The sequence below is a fragment of the Oceanicola sp. D3 genome (genome assembly GCF_006351965.1).
GTDB lineage: Bacteria > Pseudomonadota > Alphaproteobacteria > Rhodobacterales > Rhodobacteraceae > Vannielia.
The window spans coordinates 784,869-808,727 of the sequence record NZ_CP040932.1 but is presented as its reverse complement, the minus strand read 5'-3'; the positions used below and the strand labels follow the sequence as shown (position 1 = coordinate 808,727).

The 23,859-nt window shown below is 64.5% G+C and carries 26 protein-coding genes and 1 tRNA gene; 12 read left to right on the top strand and 15 right to left on the bottom strand.

The features are described from left to right. Window positions 1-64 precede the first annotated feature (64 nt). The 6 genes from soxA to FHY55_RS04205 form a co-directional block, all read right to left on the bottom strand. On the bottom strand, window positions 65-925 hold the full coding sequence (soxA, locus tag FHY55_RS04230) for a sulfur oxidation c-type cytochrome SoxA (RefSeq protein WP_210410535.1): 861 nt from the start codon (window positions 923-925) through the stop codon (window positions 65-67). A 30-nt stretch (window positions 926-955) separates the two neighbouring features. Then, the gene (soxZ, locus tag FHY55_RS04225) at window positions 956-1,285 is read right to left on the bottom strand and encodes a thiosulfate oxidation carrier complex protein SoxZ (protein WP_140012999.1); all 330 of its coding nucleotides are present in this window, start codon (window positions 1,283-1,285) and stop codon (window positions 956-958) included. Window positions 1,286-1,312: 27 nt separating this feature from the next. Continuing rightward, the gene (gene soxY / locus FHY55_RS04220; protein ID WP_140012998.1) at window positions 1,313-1,732 is read right to left on the bottom strand and encodes a thiosulfate oxidation carrier protein SoxY; all 420 of its coding nucleotides are present in this window, start codon (window positions 1,730-1,732) and stop codon (window positions 1,313-1,315) included. 46 nt (window positions 1,733-1,778) lie between these two features. After that, window positions 1,779-2,264: a sulfur oxidation c-type cytochrome SoxX gene (soxX, locus tag FHY55_RS04215; RefSeq protein ID WP_140012997.1), complete on the bottom strand. Its 486-nt coding sequence runs from the start codon at window positions 2,262-2,264 to the stop codon at window positions 1,779-1,781. Window positions 2,265-2,393: 129 nt separating this feature from the next. Continuing rightward, window positions 2,394-2,954, bottom strand: a complete 561-nt coding sequence (locus tag FHY55_RS04210) for a thioredoxin family protein (RefSeq protein ID WP_140012996.1) — start codon at window positions 2,952-2,954, stop codon at window positions 2,394-2,396. Window positions 2,955-2,969: 15 nt separating this feature from the next. Next, a complete protein-coding gene (locus FHY55_RS04205; RefSeq protein ID WP_254695412.1) occupies window positions 2,970-3,707 on the bottom strand; it encodes a cytochrome c biogenesis CcdA family protein in 738 nt (245 codons plus the stop codon). 48 nt (window positions 3,708-3,755) lie between these two features. On the opposite strand from FHY55_RS04205, the gene FHY55_RS04200 reads away from it, so the two are divergent. The 6 genes from FHY55_RS04200 to FHY55_RS04175 all read left to right on the top strand — a co-directional run bounded on the left by FHY55_RS04200 (window position 3,756) and on the right by FHY55_RS04175 (window position 10,089). Next, window positions 3,756-4,172, top strand: coding sequence for a hypothetical protein (locus FHY55_RS04200; RefSeq protein WP_140012995.1), 417 nt, complete (start codon window positions 3,756-3,758; stop codon window positions 4,170-4,172). Next, window positions 4,169-4,543 carry an ArsR/SmtB family transcription factor gene (locus FHY55_RS04195; protein ID WP_371707321.1) on the top strand — a complete coding sequence of 125 codons (375 nt, stop codon included), beginning with the start codon at window positions 4,169-4,171 and terminating at the stop codon, window positions 4,541-4,543. The genes FHY55_RS04200 and FHY55_RS04195 overlap by 4 nt, the downstream gene beginning before the upstream one ends. 54 nt (window positions 4,544-4,597) lie before the next feature. Next, window positions 4,598-5,656: a YeeE/YedE family protein gene (locus tag FHY55_RS04190; protein ID WP_140015989.1), complete on the top strand. Its 1,059-nt coding sequence runs from the start codon at window positions 4,598-4,600 to the stop codon at window positions 5,654-5,656. 15 nt (window positions 5,657-5,671) lie between these two features. Continuing rightward, a complete protein-coding gene (locus FHY55_RS04185; protein WP_140012993.1) occupies window positions 5,672-7,267 on the top strand; it encodes an FAD/NAD(P)-binding protein in 1,596 nt (531 codons plus the stop codon). 194 nt (window positions 7,268-7,461) lie between these two features. After that, window positions 7,462-9,018, top strand: a complete 1,557-nt coding sequence (locus FHY55_RS04180) for a hypothetical protein (RefSeq protein WP_140012992.1) — start codon at window positions 7,462-7,464, stop codon at window positions 9,016-9,018. A 3-nt stretch (window positions 9,019-9,021) separates the two neighbouring features. Then, window positions 9,022-10,089: a glycosyltransferase family 2 protein gene (locus FHY55_RS04175; protein ID WP_140012991.1), complete on the top strand. Its 1,068-nt coding sequence runs from the start codon at window positions 9,022-9,024 to the stop codon at window positions 10,087-10,089. Here the strand turns inward: FHY55_RS04175 and FHY55_RS04170 are convergent, their stop codons facing one another. The 3 genes from FHY55_RS04170 to FHY55_RS04160 all read right to left on the bottom strand — a co-directional run bounded on the left by FHY55_RS04170 (window position 10,090) and on the right by FHY55_RS04160 (window position 11,944). Then, entirely contained in the window at window positions 10,090-10,974 is an 885-nt protein-coding gene (locus tag FHY55_RS04170; protein WP_168222927.1) for a lysylphosphatidylglycerol synthase domain-containing protein, read from the bottom strand. Further along, window positions 10,958-11,761 (bottom strand): hypothetical protein, encoded by an 804-nt coding sequence (locus tag FHY55_RS04165; protein ID WP_140012989.1) that lies wholly within the window; start codon window positions 11,759-11,761, stop codon window positions 10,958-10,960. The genes FHY55_RS04170 and FHY55_RS04165 overlap by 17 nt, the downstream gene beginning before the upstream one ends. A gap of 106 nt (window positions 11,762-11,867) precedes the next feature. Continuing rightward, a tRNA-Arg gene (locus tag FHY55_RS04160) sits at window positions 11,868-11,944 on the bottom strand. A 107-nt stretch (window positions 11,945-12,051) separates the two neighbouring features. Between FHY55_RS04160 and FHY55_RS04155 the strand changes: the two genes are divergently transcribed. Genes FHY55_RS04155 through arsB form a run of 4 tightly spaced genes read left to right on the top strand, consistent with a single transcriptional unit; the run spans window position 12,052 to window position 16,149 of the window. Further along, a complete protein-coding gene (locus FHY55_RS04155; RefSeq protein ID WP_140012988.1) occupies window positions 12,052-12,894 on the top strand; it encodes a helix-turn-helix domain-containing protein in 843 nt (280 codons plus the stop codon). Beyond that, window positions 12,894-13,892, top strand: coding sequence for an ArsJ-associated glyceraldehyde-3-phosphate dehydrogenase (locus FHY55_RS04150; protein ID WP_140012987.1), 999 nt, complete (start codon window positions 12,894-12,896; stop codon window positions 13,890-13,892). The genes FHY55_RS04155 and FHY55_RS04150 overlap by 1 nt, the downstream gene beginning before the upstream one ends. Before the next feature lie 56 nt (window positions 13,893-13,948). Beyond that, entirely contained in the window at window positions 13,949-15,145 is a 1,197-nt protein-coding gene (arsJ, locus tag FHY55_RS04145) for an organoarsenical effux MFS transporter ArsJ (protein WP_254695486.1), read from the top strand. Further along, the gene (arsB, locus tag FHY55_RS04140) at window positions 15,142-16,149 is read left to right on the top strand and encodes an ACR3 family arsenite efflux transporter (protein WP_140012985.1); all 1,008 of its coding nucleotides are present in this window, start codon (window positions 15,142-15,144) and stop codon (window positions 16,147-16,149) included. Before arsJ ends, arsB begins: the two co-directional genes overlap by 4 nt. A 153-nt stretch (window positions 16,150-16,302) precedes the next feature. On the opposite strand, the gene FHY55_RS04135 is transcribed toward arsB, so the two are convergent. Both FHY55_RS04135 and FHY55_RS04130 read right to left on the bottom strand, forming a co-directional pair. Then, entirely contained in the window at window positions 16,303-16,635 is a 333-nt protein-coding gene (locus tag FHY55_RS04135; RefSeq protein WP_140012984.1) for a hypothetical protein, read from the bottom strand. An 11-nt stretch (window positions 16,636-16,646) separates the two neighbouring features. Then, window positions 16,647-17,960, bottom strand: coding sequence for a thiamine pyrophosphate-requiring protein (locus FHY55_RS04130; protein WP_217524713.1), 1,314 nt, complete (start codon window positions 17,958-17,960; stop codon window positions 16,647-16,649). Window positions 17,961-18,532: 572 nt separating this feature from the next. Here FHY55_RS04130 and FHY55_RS20950 point away from each other — a divergent pair. Continuing rightward, window positions 18,533-18,676 carry a hypothetical protein gene (locus FHY55_RS20950; protein ID WP_371707316.1) on the top strand — a complete coding sequence of 48 codons (144 nt, stop codon included), beginning with the start codon at window positions 18,533-18,535 and terminating at the stop codon, window positions 18,674-18,676. 198 nt (window positions 18,677-18,874) lie between these two features. Here the strand turns inward: FHY55_RS20950 and FHY55_RS04120 are convergent, their stop codons facing one another. The 4 genes from FHY55_RS04120 to FHY55_RS04105 all read right to left on the bottom strand — a co-directional run bounded on the left by FHY55_RS04120 (window position 18,875) and on the right by FHY55_RS04105 (window position 22,199). Continuing rightward, window positions 18,875-19,753 (bottom strand): EamA family transporter, encoded by an 879-nt coding sequence (locus tag FHY55_RS04120; RefSeq protein WP_140012983.1) that lies wholly within the window; start codon window positions 19,751-19,753, stop codon window positions 18,875-18,877. Window positions 19,754-19,939: 186 nt separating this feature from the next. Next, window positions 19,940-20,578: a DsbA family protein gene (locus tag FHY55_RS04115; RefSeq protein WP_140012982.1), complete on the bottom strand. Its 639-nt coding sequence runs from the start codon at window positions 20,576-20,578 to the stop codon at window positions 19,940-19,942. After that, complete coding sequence (gene wrbA, locus FHY55_RS04110; protein ID WP_140012981.1) at window positions 20,578-21,204, bottom strand: NAD(P)H:quinone oxidoreductase; 627 nt, start codon at window positions 21,202-21,204, stop codon at window positions 20,578-20,580. The genes FHY55_RS04115 and wrbA overlap by 1 nt, the downstream gene beginning before the upstream one ends. A 107-nt stretch (window positions 21,205-21,311) precedes the next feature. Then, the gene (locus FHY55_RS04105; RefSeq protein WP_140012980.1) at window positions 21,312-22,199 is read right to left on the bottom strand and encodes a LysR family transcriptional regulator; all 888 of its coding nucleotides are present in this window, start codon (window positions 22,197-22,199) and stop codon (window positions 21,312-21,314) included. A 263-nt stretch (window positions 22,200-22,462) separates the two neighbouring features. Between FHY55_RS04105 and FHY55_RS04100 the strand changes: the two genes are divergently transcribed. Then, complete coding sequence (locus tag FHY55_RS04100) at window positions 22,463-23,848, top strand: IS1182 family transposase (RefSeq protein WP_140012979.1); 1,386 nt, start codon at window positions 22,463-22,465, stop codon at window positions 23,846-23,848. Window positions 23,849-23,859: the final 11 nt, after the last annotated feature.

Genomic DNA, 23,859 nt, shown 5'->3' with positions numbered 1-23,859 from the left:
TGCGCATGTATGCATCTGTCGGGGACAGAAAACCCGCGCCGGATCACTCCGACGCGGGCCTAGCTTACTGGCGAACTGCCGGAGTTTCGACCGAGAGACCGTTGCCGCGCGAGGCGACGTAAAGCTCCAGCGCGCGGAACTCGTCGGAGCCTTCGGCGAAGGTCTCGGCGCGGGTATCGCGGATGCAGCCACGGAAGCGGTTGTGCTTGGAGATCAGCTTGGCCTGCTTCAGCCGGTAGGTGGGGAAGCCGTTGGTTTGCCCCTGGCTGAGGTGGTCGGCGCGGATCATGTTGCCGTAGTTGTCTTCGTGGCAATTGGCGCAGGACAGCTCAAGCTGGCCGTAGCGGGTGTAATACATCTCCTTGCCCTGCTCCCAGAAGGGGGCGGCGGGCCCGTCGATGGCCACGCTCATCGGCATGCCGCGCGATTGCAGGCCGATCAGGGCGACCATGCCCTGCATGTCGTTGCCCGACCACTTCCAGGCATCGGCCCCCATCCGCTCGGTGCGGCAGGTATTGATCTGATCTTCCATCGTCACCAGCTTGCCGGTCTCTTCATCGACCTTGGGCATGGTTGGCGTCAGGCCCGCAAAGCTTTCGACGCCTTCGTGGCAGCCCTGACAGCTTTTGCCGGCGGAGCCTTCGGCGGTGGAATAGGCATCCATCGCGGCATCCACGGTGAGCATACCGGGGTTGTCGAAGTCGTCCATTTCGAGCGACTGGGTTTCGTCGGTGCGGAAGCGCCAGCCGGAGTAGATCGTATCGATGGCATCCGACAGGTGGTCGGGGGCGGCCGTTTCGGTGACGATCTCGGTCTCGCCATTGATGACGAGGCTGTCTTCATCCGGTCCGGCATGGGCGGCCACCGCGAAGGCGGAAGCCGCTATGAGTGCGATGTAGCTTGCGCGTTTGCTTGCTTTTGTCACGCGTCCCTCCCTGAACGTGCGCGGCGGCGATCAGCCGACGGTGATTTCCTTGGACTCGGTGTAGGTTGAGCCGTCGTCGTCCTGCCATGTGAACTCGAAGGTCCCCGACTCGGGCACGGTGGCCTCGAATTCAAAGTAGGGGTTGGTCGAGATCGCGGGCTCCATCTTCACGTCGATCACGGTCTCGCCGTTGAAGGTGCAGGTGAACTGATTGATGATCGAACGGGGAATGACGTTGCCGTCGCCGTCCTTGCGCTGGCCGCTCTCCATGGGGTGCGAGATCAGCGTTTTGATCGTGATCGCCTCGCCGGCAGAGGCCGACTTGGGGACTTTGACGCGGGGTTTGACACCAGATGCCATTTTGCTTGTCTCCTCTAACTCTCTGCCTCAGCCGCCGCAGCCGCCGATGGTGACCTTCACGGTTGCCGACGCCCGCTTGAAGCTGCCGTCGGACATTTTGGCCACGGCCACGACATCCTGGGTCTTGGCGAGGCGGATGCGGGTGGACCCGGCCTGGCTGGCGGCCAGCGGGCCGAAGGTGAAGGTGGCGACGGCGGGCGTGGGGTTGCCCGTGGCCAGCACCATGATGCTCTCTGCGCCCTCGGCGCTCACGCCGATCGGCACGGTGTTACCGTTCTCCGCGATTTCGGGCGCGTCGATGTCAACGCCGCCTTCGGCCACGTCGGCCCCGCCAGTGAATTCGGCGATGAGATCGGCCACGGCGTCGGCCATGGCGGGCATGGGCAGCGTGGCGGCCAGTGCGGCGCCCGCGCCCAGAAGCAGGGTGTCTCGTCTTGTCAGGATCATGGTGCCTCCTATGCGGCCCGCCGGTGCGGGCGCGGCTGTGGGTCTGTTACTCGTCCTTGAGCGTCATCAGAAAGGCGACGACGTCTTCGATCTGTTCGGCGGTGAGCAGCGGGGCCACCTCGCCATCAGCATGGGCCTTGCCGGTGTAGGCATTGCCCAGACGGATGAAGCCTTCGGTCTTGTAGAACGACGGCATCATGGTGCCTTCGAAAGTTTTCTTGGCGTTGGCGACGATGCCGCGCAGTTCGGCTTCGCTCCAGCGGCTGCCTGCGCCGTCCAGCGGCGGGCCGATCTCGCCCTGGAACGCCAGTTCGGGCAGGGCCGAGATTTGGTGGCAGGCCACGCAGTTGCCCGAGCCCTTGTTCATCAGCACGGCGCCGTTGGCGACATCGCCCGGCGCGCCGGTCAGCGACCCCTCGATGGCACCGTATTCGTCGTAGACGACGGCGGTGGGTGCGACGGTTTCGGCCATGGCCGCGCCTGTGGCTGCAGCCAGAGACAGGGCGACGATCGCTCCGAGTGTTTTTTTCATGGTCCCTCCCTTGGGTAGCCGGGCGCGAGCCCGCTGCCTCGTCTGTATACGGTAGCGCAGATAGGCGCGAGGCCGCAACAACAAATTCATTTACCTGAATTTTTGATTATGTTGCACTGCAGCATTCGCCTATCCCTGCTGCTCGGAAAACTTGCGGGCGTGATACTTTTGAAAAGGTTCTTCGCCTTCATAGCCCTTTTCCAGCACCCAGTTGAGCAGGTTGATCGTGGTCCATTTGCCGAAGGCGCCCGGCATGGTGACAACGGCGGCCTCGGCCCCGGTTTGCCCAGCGGCGACCTCCTCAGGAAAGAAGAGAATCGTTGGGGTGAAGAGGGCGTTCCAGCGTTTGACCATGTCTTTCTCGGCCATTGCCTCGCCGTCGAAATCGACAACCTCGATGTCGCCGAACATGTTGAGCTGCACGACGAAGTAGTTTTCTTCGATCAGCTGTTTCACCGCCGGGTCGGAGAACACCTCTTCATGCATCTTGCTGCAGTAGATGCAGCCGCGTTGCTCGATGATGACCATGAAGCGTTTGCCCTCCTCGCCTGCCTCGGCAAGGTCTTCGGACATGTCCTTGAAGGTGTCGCGGAACCAAGGCTCCTTGTGCAGCCCGTCGTCACCGATCTCGGCCTGCGCCGTGGTGGTGGCCATGAAGAGGGCCGCGAAGAGGGTTAGGAGGCGTTTCATGGGTCTCTCCCGTTGCTAGCTGGTGAAGGCCGGGAACTTCTCGATCAGCCACCATGCGATGGCGTTGACGGTCCCGGTGAGAATTAGGACGGCAAAGAGGATGAGCAAGATGCCCATGACTTTCTCCATCTTGCCGAGGTGTTTGCGGAAGGCCCCGGCGAACTGCATGAAGGGCGCGGTGAAGAGGGCGGCGATGATGAAGGGCAGCACCATGCCCGCGCCGAAGACGTTGACCATGAGCAGCCCGCGCCATGCGGTTTCATCCGTGGAGGCCATCATGAAGACGCCGGTGAGCACGCCGCCGACGCAGGGTGTCCAGCCAGCCATGAAGGCGAGGCCGACGAGGTAGCTGGACCATATGGTCATGTTGGAAGTGTCGCCCGCGTCCATCTGGAGCGTCCTGTCGAGAAAGCCGATGCGATAGACGCCAAGGAAGTGCAGGCCCATGATGAGCACAAGGGCCCCGGCGGCGTAGCGGAAGTAGTCGATATAGGTTTTGAACAGCTCGGAGATGGCAAAGGCCCCTGCCCCGAGCACGGCAAACACCGTCATCATGCCGAGCGAGAACATGACCGCCGAAGCGATCAGGCGGAGCCGTGCACCCCGGGCCAGCGTGCCATCGGCGGAGATTTCGGACATGCCGACCCCGGCCATGTAAGACAGGTAGAACGGCACGATCGGCAGCACGCAGGGGGAGAAGAACACCACCAACCCGCCTATGAAGGCACTCCAGATGCCCACGTCGAGCAGCATGGCCCGTCCTCCCTTGTTTCAGACCCATTATCATATTAAGTTTGTTGAATGGAACGTCAATCGGGATCGGTGCCCTTGCGGCTTGCGGCCCTTCTTCTGAGCTTGACCCTCACGGTCCTGCCCATTGCGGCACGGGCCGAGACGGTGCTTGTTATGGTGGAAGAGGCCGGGTGCGCATGGTGTGCGCGCTGGAACAAGGAGATCGGCCCGATTTATGGCAAGACGCCAGAGGGCCGCGCCGCGCCGCTGCGCCGAGAGATGATCGGCGCGCCGCCGGATGACATTGCCTTTGAGCGTGGCTTACACTTTACGCCGACCTTCGTGCTGGTGCGCGATGGCGCGGAGTTGGGGCGGATTGAAGGTTATCCGGGCGAGGACTTCTTTTGGGGCTTGCTGGGGCAGATGATGGAACAGAACGGCGTGGCGCTGCCCGCCGGATCACAGGAGGCCGGGGCCGAGGGATGAGGACCGAGGGGACGCAAAACATGCTGGATGACAAGCCGGGCCTTCCGGTGTTTGACAAGAACATGTGCGCTGAGGACATGGACAGGATGGTGGCCAATGCCACCAACGCGGCGAACTTTCTCAAGGCGATCAGCCATGAGGGCCGCCTGATGATCCTGTGCCACCTCGCGACGGGCGAGAAGACGGTGACCGAGCTGGAAGAGCTGCTTTCGGCCCGGCAGGCGGCGGTTTCGCAGCAGCTTTCGCGGCTGAGGCTGGAAGGGCTGGTGACCCCGCGGCGCGAGGGCAAGGCAATTTACTACAGCCTTGCGGATGAGCGCCCGAAGAAGATCATGGAAGTTGTCTACGAGATGTTCTGCAAGGAGGGCTGACCGGCCCGCTGCGGGCGTCCGGGGCTTGGGGAGGAGAGCCGGGTGTTCGACACAGTGCTAGACCGCATCGGCGATGCCAATGCCGTGGCCCTCGTGGGGCTGGCCGGTGGCATTTTGCTGGGGCTGGCCGCGCGGATTGGCCGGTTTTGCACGCTCGGCGCGATTGAAGACCTGCTTTATGCGGGTGACAGCCGCCGTTTGCGCATGTGGGCGCTGGCCATCGGCACCGCCGTCATCGGCGTGGCGCTGGCCAGGGCGGGCGGGCACTTCGACCCTGCCGAAACCCTTTACCTCTCCCGCGTCTGGACCCCGCTTGGCAGCATCCTTGGCGGGCTGATGTTTGGCTATGGCATGGCGATTGCGGGCAACTGCGGCTACGGCGCGCTGGCCCGGCTGGGCGGCGGCGATTTGCGCGGGTTCATCATTGTGCTGGTGATGGGGCTTTCGGCCTATGCGGTGCTGTCCGGCCCGTTGGCGCGGGCGCGGGTTTGGCTGTTTCCGGTGGATGACATGGCGGTTGCGCCGCAGGGATTTGCCGAGAGCCTCGGCGGCATGGCCGGGATCTCGCCGGTGGTGGTGGCGCTCATCGTGGGCGTGGCGCTTCTGGTGCTGGGGCTCGCCAGTCGGGAGATGCTGCGCGCGCCCGGGCACATGGCCTGGGGCGTGGCGGTGGGCTTGGCGGTGCTTTCAGGCTGGCTGGGCACATTCTGGGTGGCGCACACGGGCTTTGCGGGCGAGCGGATCACCACGCACACCTTTTCGCAGCCGTTGGGCGATACGATGTTTTGGGTCATGACGGCGAGCGGAAACACCCTGAGTTTTGGCGTGGGTTCTGTGGCGGGCGTGCTCATCGGCGCTTTCGCGGGCTCGCTCATCAAGGGGCATTTTCGCTGGGAGGCCTGCGAAGACCCGCGCGAACTGAAGCGCCAGATGGCGGGCGCGGCGCTGATGGGGCCGGGTGCGGTGCTGGCGGTGGGCTGCTCTGTGGGACAGGGCATAAGCGCGTTTTCGGTGCTTGCATGGTCGGCGCCCGTCACCTTCGCCGCGATCTTTGCCGGTGCGGCACTTGGGCTGCGGCAGCTCATTTCAGGCTTCCACATCGCGCAGGGATAGCCGACAACTCTCGCCATGACAGACCAGATCGGCGGATGCCGCATTGCCATCATCGGAATGGGGCCAAGGGGCCTTGGCGCGGCCGAGGCGCTGGCCGCACGGCTGCCGGAAGCGCGGGTTGAGATCTTTGACCCGGTGCGGCCCTGCGGTGCTGGGCCGAACTTTTCGCCTATGGAGGCGGAGCTATGCCTGCTGAACCTGCCCATACGCGAGGTGCGCATCGACGACGGCCCGGTGGGGGCCTTCGGGGACTGGTTGCGGGAGGCGGATGCTGAGCGCTTTCCGCCCCGCGCTGACCTTGGGCGGTATTTTGCGGCGCGGTTCGAGGCGCTTCAGGCCCGCCTGCGCCCCCAGCTTCATGCCGCCCGCGTCGAGGCGATTGAGCACAGGGGCGATGGCTGGTGGCTGCGTGCGGATGGAGAGCATGGGCCCTTTGCCGAGGTTTTGCTGACTCAGGGCCAGCCGCGCTCTGCCCCCGATCCGCAGCTTGCGACGTGGAAAGACCACGCGGCGCGCCATGATCTGCCGCTGCGCCCCGCCTACCCCGGCACCGCGCTGGCCGAGGCGGCGCAAGACTGGGCCGGCAAGGTGGTGGGCGTGCGCGGGCTGGGGCTATCGACGCTGGATGTGCTGCGGCTGCTGACACTCGGCCAAGGCGGGCGGTTTGAGGGGGAGCGATACCTGCGCTCGGGGCGGGAGCCGGAGCGGATTGTGCCATTTTCGCTGGACGGGCACGCGCCTGCCCCCAAGCCCGCCGATGCTGCGATTGACGAAGCGTTTGCGCCGGACAAGGCAGAGACAGAGGCTTTTCTCGCAGGATTGGAAGAGGCGACTGGGATGGCCGCGGAGGCCGCGCTAAAACGGGTTTGCGCCACGCTGGAAGCCCCGGTGGCCCGGCTTGCGAAGGCCCAGCGCGCACAGGTGCGGGCATGGCTGGAGAAGGAGCGAGAGGCCCCAGGCAGCCAAGAGACGCGCGGCGCCATAGAGGCGCTGCAGGCGCAGGTCGCGATGGCGCGGGGCGCGCCGCCGGATGTGGGCTACGCGCTTGGGCAGCTTTGGCGCAAGTGGCAGGACGCTTTGCGGCAGGGCTTCAACCCGTCGCGCATGGCACCGGAAACGGCGGCGGCGCTGCTGAAGTTTGACGATGGGCTGAAGCGCTTCTCGTATGGCCCGCCGCTGCGCTCGGCGGAAGAATTGCTCGCGCTGATCGGCGCGGGCGTGGTGGACCTGCGGGCGGTGGACGACCCGGACATTCGGTTGGTGCCGGAGGGCTGGGTGCTGGATGGCGATGCGGCGACGCTGACGGCGCAGGCCATGGTGGATGCGGTGCTGCCCTCCCCTGCCCTCGCCCCGGTGACCGACCCGGCCCTCGCCGGGCTGCGCGAGGCCGGATGGCTGCATCCGCTGGCCGATGGGCTGGGCGCGGCCACCGCAGCAGACGGGTTGGCCCTGATGCGCGACGGCCGCCCCGCCCCGGGCCTCGCGGTGCTGGGCCGAATGGCTGCCGGAAGCGTGATTGCCGTGGACTCGATTCACGATTGTTTCGGAGCCGCCGCCGACCGCTGGGCCGAGGGCGTGGCGGCGCGCGTACTGGACGCCGCCCCCGACTGACACAGGGCCGCTGCGCCCCTTTATTTACTTCATCTCAGAGCATCTTGGCGACCGGTTGATTGCTGGCCGGGCAATGCCTGCTGCCTTTGCAAAACTTCACCCATAAACGCCCCGCGAAGGACGCAATCCCGCCACCTTTTGTTTCCAAATTGGTGACAAAGACAGCGGTGAGACGCGACGAAGAAGGGGCAAACATGCAGACGGGTTCAACGCTCGCTCAGGACGGACATGGCCGTGCTCTATGGGCGCGGGCAGGCCAATCTGCCTTGCTGCCAGCTCTGCTTGCCTTGCTTGCCGGCGGATTTGTTCAGGGGCTGACCTATCTCAACCATGACGTGGCCTGGGTGCTCAACTCTTCGGAGCGTTTGCTGGAGGGCGGCACCTTTGGGCGCGAGATCGTGGCGGCAAATCCGCCGCTGATCTGGTGGCTGAACGCGCCGGTGGCCGGACTGGCCGGGCTGCTGGGCAGCGATCCGGTGGCCACCTTCCGCGTAGTGGTGCTTGGGCTGCTTGCGTTGAGCCTTGCGGCCTTCAACCGCGCCCTGCCCGCCTCGCTCAACCAACTCCACCGCGCGGTCCTGCTTACTGGGCTGGCGCTTTTGCTGACGCTCGGCGCCGGGCGTGACTTTGGCCAGCGAGAACATCTGGCTGTTGCGCTATGCCTGCCATGGCTGATGCTGATGGCCGCGCGCGCCGAGGGACGCCAAGTGCCGCGGCTGACGGCGGTGCTGGCAGGGCTGGCGGCGGGTGTGGGCCTTTGTTTCAAGCCACATTTCCTTGCGGTTCCGGTCTTTGTGGGCCTCTACGCAATGGTCCGCCAGCGCAGCTTGCGCCCGGTGCTGCGCATCGAGAGCCTGGTGATCGTGCTGACGGGCGTGGCCTATGTGGGCGCGACATGGGTGTTTGCACGTCCCTACCTCGCCGAGGTGGTGCCGCTGATTTCGCAGGTTTACTGGGGCTTCAGCCATTCAATTGCGCAGGTTGTTCTGGTTCAGATTTCTCCCACCGTCCTGTGCCTCGTGGCGCTGCCAGTGGCGCTTGGGCGCGGGCGCACTGCCGAGGCCATGGTGATGGCGCTGGCGGCAGCAGGTTTTCTGGTGGCGGCTTTGGCGCAGGCCAAGGGCTATAGCTATCATTTTTACCCGGTCACCGCGCTGGCCCTGCTTTCACTGGCGCTCACGACGCTTGCCCCCGTTGCCACATGGCACCGGATGGTGGCGGTTGGTGCCTTGGTGCTTGGGCTGGCGCTTCCGGCGCTTCAGAACACGCTTGCACTGAGACACCGTATGGCCGGGGGGGCGTATGGCATCGACACCGGCTGCCTCGTCGGCATGGTGCAGCAGCATGTGCCCGAGGGCGGTGGGTTCATGGCCTTCTCGACGCACCCCTACCCCGGCTTCCCTGTGGCGAACTACAGCCACCGTCGCTGGGTCGCGGCCACCAACAGCCGGCTCTATCTGCCAGCAATCGTGCGGCTGCGCGCGCAGGGCACCGCCACGCCCGAGGCCGCCCGGGTGCTGGCACTGGCCGAGCAGGCCGAACGCGCCGCTGCGCTGAAAGACATGGCCCATCGCCCCGCGCTGGTGCTGATCGACGCCCGCGAACACCGCCACGCGATCGGCACCCTGCCAATGGATTTTGAAGCTTTCTACACCGAGGATCCCGCCTTCGCGCGGATCTGGTCGGGTTATCAAGAAATCAACTCCTGTGTGCCAGGCATACGGGCATTCAAGCTGACCGAGGGAACCTGAACCATGCGCAGCTCACCGCTTTCCAACACCGCCGTCGTGATCCCTTGTTATAAGGCCGCAGGCAGTATCCGAGACGTTGTTGCCGAGGTGCCCGAGGGGATTGGGCGGATCTACTGCGTCAACGACGCCAGCCCCGACAATCTGGCCGAAGTGCTGGCCGAGCTCGCCGCCGAAGACCCGCGCGTGCAGGTTGTGACCCATGAGGTCAACGGCGGCGTGGGCGCGGCGACCGTCACCGGCTATCGCGCGGCCATCGAGGGCGGGGCCAAAGTGATCGTGAAGATCGACAGCGATGGGCAGATGGACCCGCGCCTCATTCCGGCTCTGATCGAGCCGATCCTGCGCGGCGAGGCGGATTACGTGAAGGGCAACCGCTTCTTCGACATCGCCGGCGTGCAGAAAATGCCCACCGTGCGGCTGATCGGCAATGCGGGGCTGTCTTTCATGAGCAAGCTGTCCTCCGGCCTCTGGCACCTGTTCGACCCGACCAACGGTTTCACCGCGATCCACGCCGATGTGGCTGCGATCCTGCCGCTGGACAAGCTCCACAAGCGCTACTTCTTCGAGAGCGATCTGCTGTTTCGCCTCGGCACCGTCGGCGCAGCGGTGAGCGACGTGCCGATGGAGGCCGTTTATGGCGACGAAAAGAGCGGGCTGAGCGAGATGGACGCGCTGCTGAAGTTTCCGTGGCTTCATGCCCGCAACCTGATGACGCGGGTGTTTTACAATTACTTCCTGCGCGGCTTCTCCACCGCGTCGCTGATGCTGATGATGGGCACGCTGCTGTTTGCCTTCGGCGGCATCTACGGCGTAACCCAATGGATCGAGAGCGCGCGCAGCGGAGTGCCGGCCACGGCAGGCACCGTCATGCTCAGCGCCTTCCCGGTGTTACTGGGGGTGCAGATGTTGCTCAACTTCCTTGGCCATGACGTAAGCGCCTCGCAGCGCCCGGCCGTGCATCCACATATTGCCCGGGTTCGGGTGCTGAAGGCACGACCGATGGGCGCGAGCGCAAAGGAAAAGGCGAAGGCCAAGGAGCCGGACAGGCTCGCAGCCACCGGCACCCAGTAGTCAGGCCAAGGCGCGCCCGGTCAGCCGGGTGACGGCCTCGATCACACCGCTGGCTGCAGCGTTGGAGAGCAGCAACAGCGGCCGGGCGACGATGGCCAGCGCCGCCGCCTCGGCCATAGGCATGCCAAGAAACACAAGCACGCCTGCCGCGCCGGCTTCGGCCACACCAAGCCCGGCCAGCGAGAGCGCCAGCGCGCCGGCCACGTTGAGGCCCGCCAGCATGACCCAGGCCTCGAATGGCCCCAGAGGATAGCCGGCCGCCGCGAAGCCCGCCATAATCCCGCCTGAGGCGGTGAGCCAGAGCAGCAGCGTGAGCAATGCGGCGAGCAGGCGGGTGGGCGCAAATTGCGCCGGCTCAGGTGGCGGCACTTTGCGAAGGCGGCGCAAGAGACGCCCGGCGAGCGCCACGGTGACATCGGAGAAGTAGAGCGCAGCGCAGCACACCGCCGCCCCGGCCCCGGCCAGCAGCGGCACATGCCCGGTGCCCGCGAGCCCAGCGCAACCCAGCCCGAGAACGGCACAGATATCACGCAGCCGCGCCCCGGCGATGAGCGCCGCTCCCGGGACGGTGGCCAGGCCCACCATGCGCTTTGCGAGCAGTGGAAAAGCCAGGTCTCCCGCGCCAGAGGGCGAGAGGATGAACACCAGTTGGTGACGCCCGGCAAGCGCGACCCAGCGGCCATGGCCCGCGCCGGTGGGCGGGGCCAGCAGGCGCAGTTGTGCGCCCCGCAGCGCCAGCACGGCGACATAGGCCGCGACAGCGGGCAGCAGCAGCACGGGGCGTATGGCGGAGAGGTCGATGGCGCCGACATCGGCAACCCAGAGCACCAGCGCCAGAAGCCCGGCGCTGACGGCAAGGGCGAGGGCGCTACGCCTTGATATCATAGCCGAAGTCCGCCGCCGCCGCGCCGCAAATGGCCCGCTCGGCGGCGGCATTGCGCAGATCGGCCCCGGGGGGCGCGGGGTTGACCCGCTGGCCGAATTCCTCGGGATCGACGCTTGCGGGCGGCTCCAGTTGCAGCACGTCGAACACCCGGCTCATCGCCGCGTCACGCAGGGCGGCCTCGCCCGAGAAGATATCTTCGCTGCGGACTAGGGCGTAGGCCTCGGCATGGGGGGCAAGCGCGGCGATGCGCCGGTTGCACCAGACCCAGCGGTGCAGGCTCTTCTCGAAGGGGCTGAGCCCGCGCCAGCCCGCCGGGCGCGGCGATGGGAAGGGCTTGGCGAAGGGCACATAGTCGATCACGTAGCGATAGCGGCTAGAGGCCTTGAAGGTGGTCATCGACTGCGCCCAGCCGCCCGGCTCGCGCACCACATGCACGATCCGCAGGGGCCGCGTGGGATGCGGCAGGAGGTCTGTCACTGCGCAGAGAAAGGGGTTCACCTCGATCCGCTTGCCCGAAGTCCCGTGAAAGGCGCGCTGGTGGCGGCGCGACAGCCAGCGCGCGGCCGCGCCCATGACACCGAAATCATTGCGCAGGTTTCCGAGCATCATCAGCGAGCGCGTCGGCGCAGGCTCATGTGCGATGGACACCTCGGGGAAATGCCGGTTTATCAGGTTTTCCAGAAAGACGGTGCCTGTGCGCCCGGCTGAAAGCACATAATAGAGCGGGCGCGCGTTTGCATCGCTTGAGGGCGCAGCTGTGTGGGGAGGGGCGTTCATCGGGCTCATCGCTGCTGGTTAGCCTGTCTTTGAGGCAAAGAATAGCCGGGGGCGGCCCCATCCGGAAGCCGGGTGGCGCGTGAGACACGGGCTGGCGGCGGTATGCCGGCTAAACTGGCGATCCCACGAGGACTCGAACCCCGAACCTGCTGATTAGAAGTCAGCTGCTCTATCCAGTTGAGCTATGGGACCGCTTGCGACGTGGTAGCCCGCAGGCGGGGAGTGGTCAACGCGGGCGGCGTGGCGGTGTCATGAAAGTTTCACTTGGGCCTCGCCACTATTTCGCTTATTCGTGAAATATGGAAACAGTGATTCCCGACCGTCTGACAATTCTTGGCCACCCCCAGCGGCTGGCCCTGTTTCGGCTGCTGATGCGCCGCTACCCCGACCGCCTGCCAGCGGGGGAGATCGCGGAGGCGATGGGGCTGAAGGCCAGCACGCTCAGTGCCTATCTTTCGGCGCTGAATGGGGCGGGCCTTGTCACCCAGACGCGGGCGGGCACATCGCTGCTCTATGCGATTGATATGGCAGGCGTGCGACAGACCTTTGAATATCTCCTGCTTGATTGCTGCCGGGGCCGCCCGGAGCTTTGCGCCACTTTCCCTGACCTTATAACCCAAGGAAACGACCCGATGGCTGACCGCAAATACAACGTGCTGTTCATCTGCACCGGAAATTCCGCCCGCTCGATCTTTGCCGAAACCCTGCTGCGCGATGCGGCGGGCGACCGGTTTAACGTGTTCTCCGCCGGCACACGGCCGCAATCGGAGCTGAACCCCTTTGCGGTGCGGTTGCTGGAGGAAAAGGGGCATGACGTTGGGCACCTGAGGGCGAAGAACGTGGATGAGTTTACCGGGCCGGATGCGCCGGACCTCGATTTCGTGTTCACCGTCTGCAACCAGGCCGCCAACGAGGAATGCCCCGCGTGGGAAGGCCAGCCGGTGAGCGGGCATTGGGGAATGGAAGACCCGGTGAAGGTGGAGGGCACGGACGCCGAGAAGGCGCTGGCCTTTCAGCAGGCCTATGGCGCGCTGAAGCACCGGATTACCGCCTTTACCGCTCTGCCGCTGGCCACGCTGGACCGGATCGCGCTGCAATCGGCTGTGGATGAGATTGGCCGCGAGAAAGAGGACCACGCCTGATGACCGCCTATGCTGTGAACGGCCTTGGCCGGATCGGAAAGCTTGCCCTGAAGCCGCTGCTGGAGAAGGGCGCAAAGATTGCCTGGATCAACGACGCGGTGGGCGATGCGGCGATGCACGCGCATCTGCTGGAGTTCGACACGGTGCACGGGCGCTGGGATGCGGAATTTGCGAGTGATGAGGAGAGCGTGACGATTGATGGCGTGCGGCTGCCGTTCATCGGCACGCGCGACTTGGGCGAGTTGCCGCTTGAGGGCGTTGACGTGGTGATCGACTGCACCGGCGTGTTCAAGAGCGAGGCCAAGCTGGCGCCCTACTTCGTGGCGGGCGTGAAGAAGGTGGTGGTGTCGGCCCCGGTGAAGGACGGGCCGACGGCGAATATCGTGATCGGGGTGAATGACGAGAGCTATGACGCCGAGGCGCACAGCATCGTCACCGCCGCCTCCTGCACCACCAATTGCCTCGCGCCGGTGGTAAAGGTGATTCACGAGGGGCTGGGCATCAGGCATGGCTCGATCACCACGATCCATGACGTGACCAACACGCAAACCATCGTGGACCGGCCCGCTAAGGACTTGCGCCGGGCCCGCTCGGCGCTGAACTCGCTGATCCCGACGACCACGGGCAGCGCCACGGCGATTACGCTGATTTACCCCGAGCTGAAGGGGCGGCTGAATGGCCATGCGGTGCGGGTGCCGCTGCTGAACGCCTCGCTGACCGATTGCGTCTTCGAGGTGGAACGGGAGACGAACGCCGAGGAGGTGAACGAGATGTTCCGCGTGGCCTCTGAAGGGGAGCTGAAGGGCATTCTCGGCTATGAGACCCGGCCGCTTGTTTCGACCGATTACACCAATGACACCCGCTCCAGCATCGTTGATGCGCCCTCCACAATGGTGGTGAACGGGACGCAGGTGAAGATTTATGCGTGGTATGACAACGAGATGGGCTATGCGCACCGGCTGGTGGACGTGGCGATGATGGTGGGGGCCTCGCTTTGAGCAAGCCTGAGGGGCTCTCGGCCTATATCGCTGTTACCGCCGCCTATTGGGCCTTCATGCTGACGGATGGGGCGCTGCGGATGCTGGTGCTGCTGCACTTTCATACGCTGGGCTTTTCGCCGGTGCAGTTGGCCTATCTGTTTGTGCTCTACGAGATCGCCGGGATGGTAACGAACCTGTCCGCCGGCTGGATCGCCGCGCGCTTCGGGCTGGTGGCGACGCTTTATGCGGGGCTTGGGCTTCAGGTGGTGGCGCTGCTGGCGCTGACGCTGCTTGACCCGGGTTGGGCCGTGGGCGCCTCTGTGGCCTTCGTGATGTGTGTTCAGGGCGCGAGCGGGGTGGCGAAGGACTTGGCGAAGATGTCTTCCAAGTCTGCCGTGAAGCTTCTGGCGCCTTCGGAGAAGGGCGGGTTGTTTCGCTGGGTTGCGGTGCTGACCGGCTCGAAGAACGCAGTGAAGGGCCTGGGCTTTCTGCTTGGAGCGGCGCTGCTGGCGGTGATCGGGTTCACCGGGGCGGTGTTGGCGATGGCCGTGGTGCTGGGCGTGATATTGGCGGCGATCGCGGCGCTGATGCCGAGCGGACTGCCGACCGGGCGCAAGGGGGCGAAATTCTCTGAAGTGTTCTCGAAATCGGCCAATGTGAACTGGCTTTCTGCTGCCCGGGTGTTCCTGTTCGGGGCGCGGGACGTGTGGTTCGTCGTCGGTATCCCGATCTACTTTTACGCCGTGCTTTCAGACGGCACGGAAGAGGGTAACCGGGCGGCGTTTTTCATGATCGGCACGTTCATGGCGGTTTGGGTGATCCTCTATGGCGCGGTGCAGGCCGCCGCGCCCCGGCTGCTGCGGGCGGCGGAGCGTGACGAGGGCGACCTGATCCGAGCGGCGCGGGGCTGGGCGGGGGCGCTGTTTGTGGTGCCTGCCGCGCTGACGGCCGCCGTGCTCGCCTCGCCCGAGCCGCAACCGTGGCTGACGGCCACGCTGGTGGTGGGATTACTCGCTTTTGGCGCGCTCTTTGCCGTGAACTCCTCGTTGCATTCCTACCTCATCCTCGCCTTCACGCGGGTCGAGCGGGTGACGATGGATGTGGGGTTTTACTACATGGCCAATGCTGGCGGACGGCTGCTGGGCACCGTTCTTTCTGGCCTCACCTACCAGATCGGCGGGCTGGGCCTTGTGCTGGGCACCGCTGCCGTCATGGTGGCGCTCGCCGCGCTGCTCTCTGGCCGGCTCGATGCGGAGGCGCAACCGGCGTGAGTGTTTTTGAACGTTACCTGACCGTCTGGGTCGCGCTGGCCATGGCCGGGGGCATCGCCCTTGGTGCGGCGCTGCCTGCATTGGTGCAGCTTGTAGCGGCGGCGGAGGTGGCGCGGGTCAACCTCGTGGTGGCCGTGCTGATCTGGGCGATGGTCTATCCGATGATGGTGGGCGTGGACCCGGCGGCGCTGAAATCGGCAGTGAAGCAACCCAGGGGGCTGGCGATTACGCTGGCGGTGAACTGGCTGATCAAACCCTTCAGCATGGCGCTGCTGGCGGTGCTGTTCTTCGACTACGTCTTCGCGCCGTGGATCGCACCGGAGGATGCGGCGCAATACACCGCCGGGCTGATCCTGCTGGGCGCGGCGCCCTGCACCGCGATGGTTTTTGTATGGTCGCAGCTGACCAAGGGCGACGAGAACTACACGCTGTTGCAGGTGAGCGTGAACGACGTGGTGATGGTCTTTGCCTTTGCACCCATCGTGGCCTTTCTGCTGGGTGTGACCGACATCGAAGTGCCTTGGGAGACGCTGCTGCTTTCGGTGCTGCTCTTTGTGCTGTTGCCACTGGTGGCCGGGGTGCTGACCCGGAAGCGGCTGGCCACGGCAGAGCGAATTGCGGGGTTTCAGAATAGGGTGAAACCTTGGTCGATGATCGGGCTGATTGCGACGGTGGCGATATTGTTTGCGCTTCAAGGGTCAACGATTTTGGCCCGCCCGCAGGTGATTGCGCTGATCGCGGTGCCGATCATCCTGCAAAGCTACGGGATCTTTGCGTTGGCCTATGCTGCGGCCTTTGCGCTGAAGGTGCCGCACCGGATTGCCGCGCCCTGTGCGCTGATCGGCACCTCGAACTTTTTCGAGCTGGCGGTGGCGGTGGCAATCTCGCTCTTCGGGCTCAACTCGGGCGCGGCGCTGGCGACCGTTGTAGGCGTGTTGGTGGAGGTGCCAGTGATGCTGTCGCTGGTCAGCTTTGCCAACCGAACGCGGGCGCGGTTTGCTTAAGGCTTTGCGGATGACCTGCCTGCGCTACTGAAGATTGCCCAGGTTCAAAAGAGCCTTTCACCACTGGTGGTTCATGCAAGCCCGATGCGCCTGCTCCCGGCTTGTTCTAACCGGTTTTTCGGGCGTCATTCCTCGTCCAGTTTGACCGGCACCCTAGCGGAACAGGGAGTCCACGTAGTCCGCGCCTAGTCCGACCTTCTCGTTATGGGCGTGGCATAGCTCGATGTCGTTGCGCACATCAAAGAACCCATCCGGCTCGCCTGCTTCATCGAGCCAGATCAACGGGCCGTGGACTTGGAAGAACACATTGATCGGCTCGTCATGTTCATAGGCCACCAGCGTATGCCTCTCGCCGAGGCTTTCGAAGATGAAGTCGCCCGCCGCGGCCGCGTCGGGCAGGTAGGCCTCGGGCTTGGCATCGGGGCGGAAGATGTTGGCAATCGGTTTCAGATCGCGCCAGAATTCGGTGGTGGGTTCTTCGGCCATGTCTTTTCTCCTCAGGGGCGCACGCGCACGTCCAGCAGGGCCAGACCGCGCTTTTCATCAATATGGGCCAGGGCGGCGCTGATCGCGGCTGGTAGGTCTTTCCCGGTTTCAACCCGCTGCGCCCAGGCGCGGCTGCCTTCGGCCACCTTGGTGAAGTCGGGCACGGGCGACAGCTGGGTCGGCGGCATCTCGTTGGTGCGCGCGGCAAAGCTGTCGGGGTAGATGCCCAGCACCGACTGGCGCACCGCGCCCCACTCGGCATTGTTGACGATCACCATGAGCAGCGGCAGGTCCAGCGCCTCGGCGATCTGGTGGCAGACGACCGGGTTGGAGAACATGTAGGAGCCGTCGCCCATGGTCGCGACGATCAGCCTGTCGCGATTGGCAAGCTGCATCCCCAGCGCCGCCGGAAAGCTCCAGCCCAGGCCCCCGGCATGGGGTTCCTGAAACCACGCCTGGTGGTGGCTCAGCGTCATCGGCGCCATCGGGCAGCCAAGTTCCGACAGCACGGTGGCCTCGCGGTCTTGGATGGCGCGCGACAGGCAGAGGCAGACCCAGTCCTTGGTCATCTGCCCGTCACAGCCGGCTTCCGCCCCGGCCATGATCCGGGCGCGTGCCTCGGCGTTCTTCGCGGCAACCGCGGCGCGACGGGGCGCGAGCGCGCCTGCCTTGCCGTCACGCAGGCCATCCATCGCCTGTTTCAGCGCCAGGATCCCCTCTGCCGTGTCGCAGGCGATAGAGAGGTCGGAGCGGAAGTTGCGGATCGGGGTGCGGGTTTTCAGCGGGTCCTGCGCCAGTTGAATGATCTTGCAATCGGCCTTGGGCTTGTGCGCATCCGGTGCCCAGGGGGCCAGCGCGTTAAGCACCAAGATCGCGTCCGCCTCTTCGATCAGCGGGGCCGGATCGGGCGCGGTGGCCATCGGGTGATCGGTGGGCAGGGCAAGCGCCACGGCCCAGTATTGGCAGACCGGAATGCCCCAGTCCTCGGCCAGCGCAGAAAGCGCGGCAAACCCCTCGGCGCTGCCTGCGCCGTGCTGGGCAAAGATCACCGGGTGTTTCGCAGCCGCGAGGATCTGCGCGGCCTTCGCGATTTTATCGGCGCTGGCATGGCCGCGGGTGGGCTGCATCGTTGCCGGCAGGTCCAGCCCGTCGGACGGGGTCTCTTCGCAGAGCACCTCGCGCGGGAGGCTGACATAGACCGGCCCGCGCGGCGTGGAATTTGCAATCGCCCAGGCCCGGTCGGCAACCTCGGCCACCTGCTCGGGAAAGCGCAGCTCGTAATCCCACTTGCTCGTCTCGCGCACCAATGCGGTCTGGTCGCGCATCTCCTAGCCCCAGCCGATCGGCACCGTGCGCGCGCCAAAGCGGTCCCGTTCGGTGGTTGGCGTCCGGCCCGAAAAGTGAAGTGGTCCCAGTTTTTCGGACAGGTCAGCGGCTGGTCTAAGGTGTATCCGGGTTGGTTTTCATGCCGCCAGTTTCACCGTCACGGTCAAAGCGGGTTGGTGTTTATGTTGGTCCTTTACAATCTTGACGGCTCTTTGCGAGACGGGTTTGCAGGACTGGCGCGGCTGGGCGAAACGGTAGAACCGGGGCAGGTCGCGACCCTCGGAGGGTCCGTGAAATTCCCCGACAAGGTTGTCCCTTTTCTTATCAGCGGCCAATTCAAGAGCTATGGGATCGACTGCGCGCATGACGCGGATGTAACGTGGCTGCGAAAGGTCGCCTTTCGGGGACGCCGGCAAAACTTGGCAGCACCGAGCCCAGCCTAGCTGATGCGCGGCGGCTTGACGGTCGAAGGCCCGGTCCATGAGCCGCTGGCCCAGCATTTTTGTTTCGACGCGGCTCCAACTGTGATGGTCTTCGACGGCTCCGTGTTCCCGCAGGGCGGGATGACGGTATGGGGTCCGCGTTCGGCAATCGCATCATGGCACTTGCGGGCGTGCCAATTGCCTTCGCCTTCGACGTCGATCCCGGTGCTGTCCACTGCCCGGCTGTGCATCACGAAGTGATGTCACGAGGCGGGGATCAGCAGAAGCGGTGAGCCATAGGAGCCCCGATACGGGATGTGCGCGGCCAGGGGTTTCTGGCGGCACGGCATGCCAGCTCAAAGTGCGGTCGAACCAGATGGTGAGCCCCCCGGCTCTTGAGCGCTTCGTTAAACTCGGTCCAGTTCCTGGCCTTGTAGTCGGGGGCTGCCCATGCTGTCTGGCTACCATGCTGAATTCACGACATGAATCCCTCAACGAACCTGCGCAACAGAGCCCCCGGAACCAGTTCGGTTTGCCCGCTGACCGGCCCACACAGAGGCGAGGACGACGACCGCACCCAGGCCCTGCAGGAGCGAAAGAGATTGCCCCAGCACCACCCAGCCAAGCAATACCGCTGTTACCGGACTCATCATACCAAGCATGGAAACGGCACCGGGTTCGATTCGAGCAACCCCCCGAAACCAGAGCGCGTAGGTCGCCGCCGCGCCGATAAGGCCAAGCCAGACCAGTCCGGCGATGTTCGTCGCTGACAGCGGCGGCAAGGGCGGCTCAGTAATCAAAGCGAGCGGCAACAGGATGAGACCTCCAGCCGTCAGCTGCCAGGCGGTAAAGCTCAGCGCCGAGACCTGCGGCCGCCATTTACGGCTGAGCACCGTACCTGCCGCCATGGAGGCAGCGCCACCCAAACCGGCAGCGATACCGATGGGGTCGAGCGCAGCCTCGGGACCGATCAACAACAGTGCCACGCCAAGAATTCCCACAGCAGCAGCAGCGACCGCTCCTGTTCGGATCGGTGTGCCGAGCCAGCCGTATGCCATGAGAATTACTATAATCGCCTGCAAAGATCCGAGTGTTGCCGCGACCCCGCCCGGCAGGCGATAGGCGGCCACGAACAGAAGCACCCAGAACAGGGCGAAGTTGAAGCTCCCGAGCAGCAAGGCGCGGCCTAGCCATGCGCGCGGTGGCAGGCAACGCGTAAGTGCCAGCAGTAGCAGTCCGGCCGGTAGGGCCCGAAGCGCGGCAAGGGTCACGGGATAGCCCGACGGCAGCGCCTCGGTGGTGACAAGATAGGTGCTGCCCCAGACCGCCGGGGCGAGCGCCGTCAGAAAAATATCACTGGTACGTGACATGGATCGTATCTCCTTCTTCGGGGCTCACCAGAGCAGGTGACAAGTCAGCCGTGGTGGTTTGGTGCAACTATCGAGGCCGATATCGCGCCGCATATGCGGCGAGAGGTCTTGCGCGAAATCGCACAGCCTGCGGGGGTAAACCCGGGTGCGTGAAAGATGGGTGAAAAAGGCCATGAGGAGCTCCTTTCAAGCGACAAGACGGAGGGAGGCGCGGAGCTGCGCGGCCAAATCCTCTCGCGGTCCATTGATGAGGCGCGATCCTGTTTCGCGCACGATGAGCGTGGGGATAGAGCGGACCTGAAGCGCGCGGGCCTGTCGCCGATCGGCGTCGACCGCCTGTGCCGTAACCGGGTCGTCGAACGCATCGCGAAAGGCAGCGGCTTCGAACCCGAGATCCCGAGCCACTGCCAGGATAGTTTCGATATCGGCAATATTGCGGGCTTCGCCGAGATGCGCCCGTTGCAAGCAGTCGAACATGCCCCAATGTGCGGCTTGCCCGCCAATCCGTTCGGCAGCCTTGCAGCCAAGCGCGGCGATCATGCCGTGAGGATAGTCGAAGGGCGCGGCCCGCATGGCGTCGATATCGACGAGCGTTGGTTGGTCGCTGACCTCGCGGCACGCCTCCCAATGGCCGAGGATGGTCTCGCGGGCGTCCTCGGGTGCGCCCCAGCGTGCGGCCATCTCGGCGCGGCTGGCTTGTAGGACGAAGGTCCGGTGCCGGACATCGAGATCGAACTCTTCCTCAAGCGCCCGCATCCGCGACGAGATGTTGAAGCACCAGCAGCAGACGACGTCGTGAAAGAAATCTATGGTAAGGGATGCCATCACGCGGCCTCTTCTTGTTGCCAGTCTGCCCCGGCAAGGCGTGCAGCGATCCGGGCGACATGGGCACCTTGGAAGCGTGCGCCTGCAAGGTCGGTTTCGGATGGTGTGCGTGACCCGTCGGCCCCGGCGATGGTGCCCGCGCCATAGGGGGCGCCGCCTACGATTTCCTCGCCCGTCTTCTGACCTGCAAAAGTGTAGGGCATGCCCGCGATTAGCATTCCGAAATGCTGCAGCGGGATCTGGGTGGACAGCAGTGTCGCCTCATGCCCACCATGCTGCGAGCCAGTAGAGGTAAAGACGGCTGCGACCTTGCCGACCAGCGCATTCCGCGCCCACAGACCGCCAGCCTGATCGAGGAAAGACTTCATCTGTCCTGCCATCATCCCGAACAGCGTCGGGGTGCCGAAAATGACGGCGTCATAGCCTTCAAGATCCACAGGAGATGCAACGGGGGTTTCGTCCACGGCGAATCCGGCCTTTTGCCGGATCTCCTCGGGGACGGTTTCGGGTACGCGGCGCAGATCGACATGGGTGCCCGGCAGCGAGCGGGCGCCTTCGGCCTCGGCCTCGGCGAGCGTGCGGACATGGCCGTAGCTGGAATAGTAAAGAACAAGAACACGGGTCATGGGATCCTCTCTAGGGTGTGTGTTTCGTCACCTGAGAAGATCGGGGATACGGCGGTCCGGAATAACCGGCTCGCTTTGACTTCACTCTTTACGTGGGTTGAAGAATGTCAGGGGCGCAGCGCGACGCGCAGATGATCGAGAAACGCCGAGACCTTTGCATCCATGCCGAGGCGCGAGGCTGTCACCGCGTAGATCTCCGGCGCGGGCAGTTCCCAATCGGGCAACACGCGGACCAGCTCGCCGCGCGCAACCGCATCCCTTGAAACGAAATCTGGCAAGGTCCCGATGCCCTGGCCGGCGATCAACAGATCGCGCAGGACAAGGCTGTTGCCGACGCGGATGGAAGGATCAAGGTCCAAGGTCACTGTGTCGGATGGACCATGAAGGGTCCAGGCGGTGAGATGATCGGCCAGCAAGAACCCGATGACACGGTGCTTGGCTACGTCCTGCGGCGTTTCCGGAGCGCCGGCTTTGTCCAGATAGGACGGCGCGGCAAAGACCTGTTGCCGCATCGTCCCCAGCTTGCGCGCCACAAGCGCGGAATCCGGCATGGCCGCCCGGATCCGGATCGAAACATCAAAGCCGCCCTCCACCATGTCGATCACCCTGTCATCCATCGACAGCGTCAGACGCAGGTCGGGATAGGCATCAAGGAAACCCGGCAGGATCGGCGCAATGACAGTCTGTCCGAAAGAGCTCGAAGCGTTCACCTTGAGATGGCCCCGTATCGCCCCGGCACCGTCACGGATACGCGTCTCGACCTGGGACACAGCATCGAGGATGCCGGATGCCTCGTCATAAAAGAGCTGGCCAGCATCGGTGAGTGACATGGAACGTGTCGTGCGTGTGAGCAATACCGTGCCCAGGCTCTCCTCCAAGAGCTTGATCTCGCGGCTGAGGAGGGCGGGTGAAACACCGAGATCCTCCGCCGCACGCGCAAAGCTTCCGCGGTCTACAATGCGGCGAAAGGCGTTCATGACGGAGAGCTTGTCCATCGTTGCCTCCGATCAGTCTAAATGAAACGTCGCTTTATGCGAGCGATCGAGATGAGGAATACCATAAGTGCGGCATTCGGGCGAGCGGGCCATGGGGTTGTCTGACCGCCAATGCGCCAAATGCGAAGTCGATTAATGCGAAACGCTGCAAGGGAGGAGTCTTTGCTTGAATGGCTCCTTTGGGCCTATTTTGTTGAAAAACTCACGCTTGATCGGGGGGCTTCTGGCTGATTCAATTCCTGCAATGGGTGGGAGGATCGGCGATGATGGGACCGCGGCAGGAGGCGCAACCGGCGTTGTTCTACGAGTTCTCGCTTGATGATCACGTCCCGCAAGACCACTTGCTTCGATCCATCGACCGCTTTGTCGACCTGAGCAGCATCCGCGCCCATCTTGCAGATTTCTACAGCCACACTGGCCGCCCCTCGGTCGATCCCGAGTTGCTGATCCGCATGCTGCTGGTCGGCTATTGCTTCGGCATTCGGTCGGAGCGGCGGCTGTGTGAAGAGGTGCATCTGAACCTGGCATATCGCTGGTTTTGCCGCCTCGATCTCGCCGACCGGGTTCCCGATCACTCGACATTTTCCAAGAACAGACACGGCCGGTTCCGGGACAGCGAGTTGCTGCGCCATCTGTTCGAGGTGACGGTCGCACGGTGCATCGCTGAGGGCCTGGTCAGCGGGCAGCGCATGGCGGTCGACGCAAGTCTGATCGAAGCGGATGCCAACAAGCAGAACTCGACGCCGAAAGAGGATTGGGACGCCAGGCAGATCGACCCTGCCGACGCGCGCCGGGCCGTCCGTGAGTATCTGGAGACGCTGGACGAAGCCGCCTTTGGCGCGGCCAGCGAGGTGCAGCCCAAGTTTACCTCGCATTCCGACCCGGCCAGCCAGTGGACGGCCGCCCGTAAAGGTCCGGCGTTCTTCAGCTATTCCGACAATTACCTGATCGATACGGACCATGGCGTGATTGTGGACGTGGAGGCCACGAGGTCGATCCGTCAAGCCGAGGTCGGATCGACGAAGACCATGCTTGAGCGGGTGAAGGCCAAGTTCGACTTGCACCCAGAGCGCCTGATCGCGGACACGGCCTATGGCACCGCGCCGATGTTAGGATGGCTGGTTGACCGCAAAATTGCCCCGCACATCCCTGTCTTCGACAAGTCGGGGCGCAGCGACGGGACCTGGACCCGGGCCGACTTCGAGTGGGATGCCGAGAACAATCAATACATCTGCCCCGAAGGCCACGAGCTGAAGCAATTCCGCCGGAACTACTCCGATCCGAACCGCGGGCCGACCGGCAAGGGCGTCGCCAAATACCGGTGCCTGAAGCACACCTGCCAGGCCTGCCCCTCGAAGTCGCGTTGCTGCCCCAACATGGACTTCCGGTCGATCACCCGCGAGGAACACGAAGACGCCCGCCAGGTTGCCCGCGACATTGCGAAAACCGAGCAATACGCGATCTCGATGAAGCTGAGGAAGAAGGTCGAAATGCTATTCGCTCACCTCAAACGCATCCTCGGCCTGAACAGGCTCCGATTACGTGGTCCATGCGGAGCAAATGACGAATTCCTCCTCGCCGCCACCGCCCAGAACCTCAGGAAACTGGCCAGGATACTTCCTGCACCGCAGCAAGTGCGGACAGCCTGACGGGAAAGGCG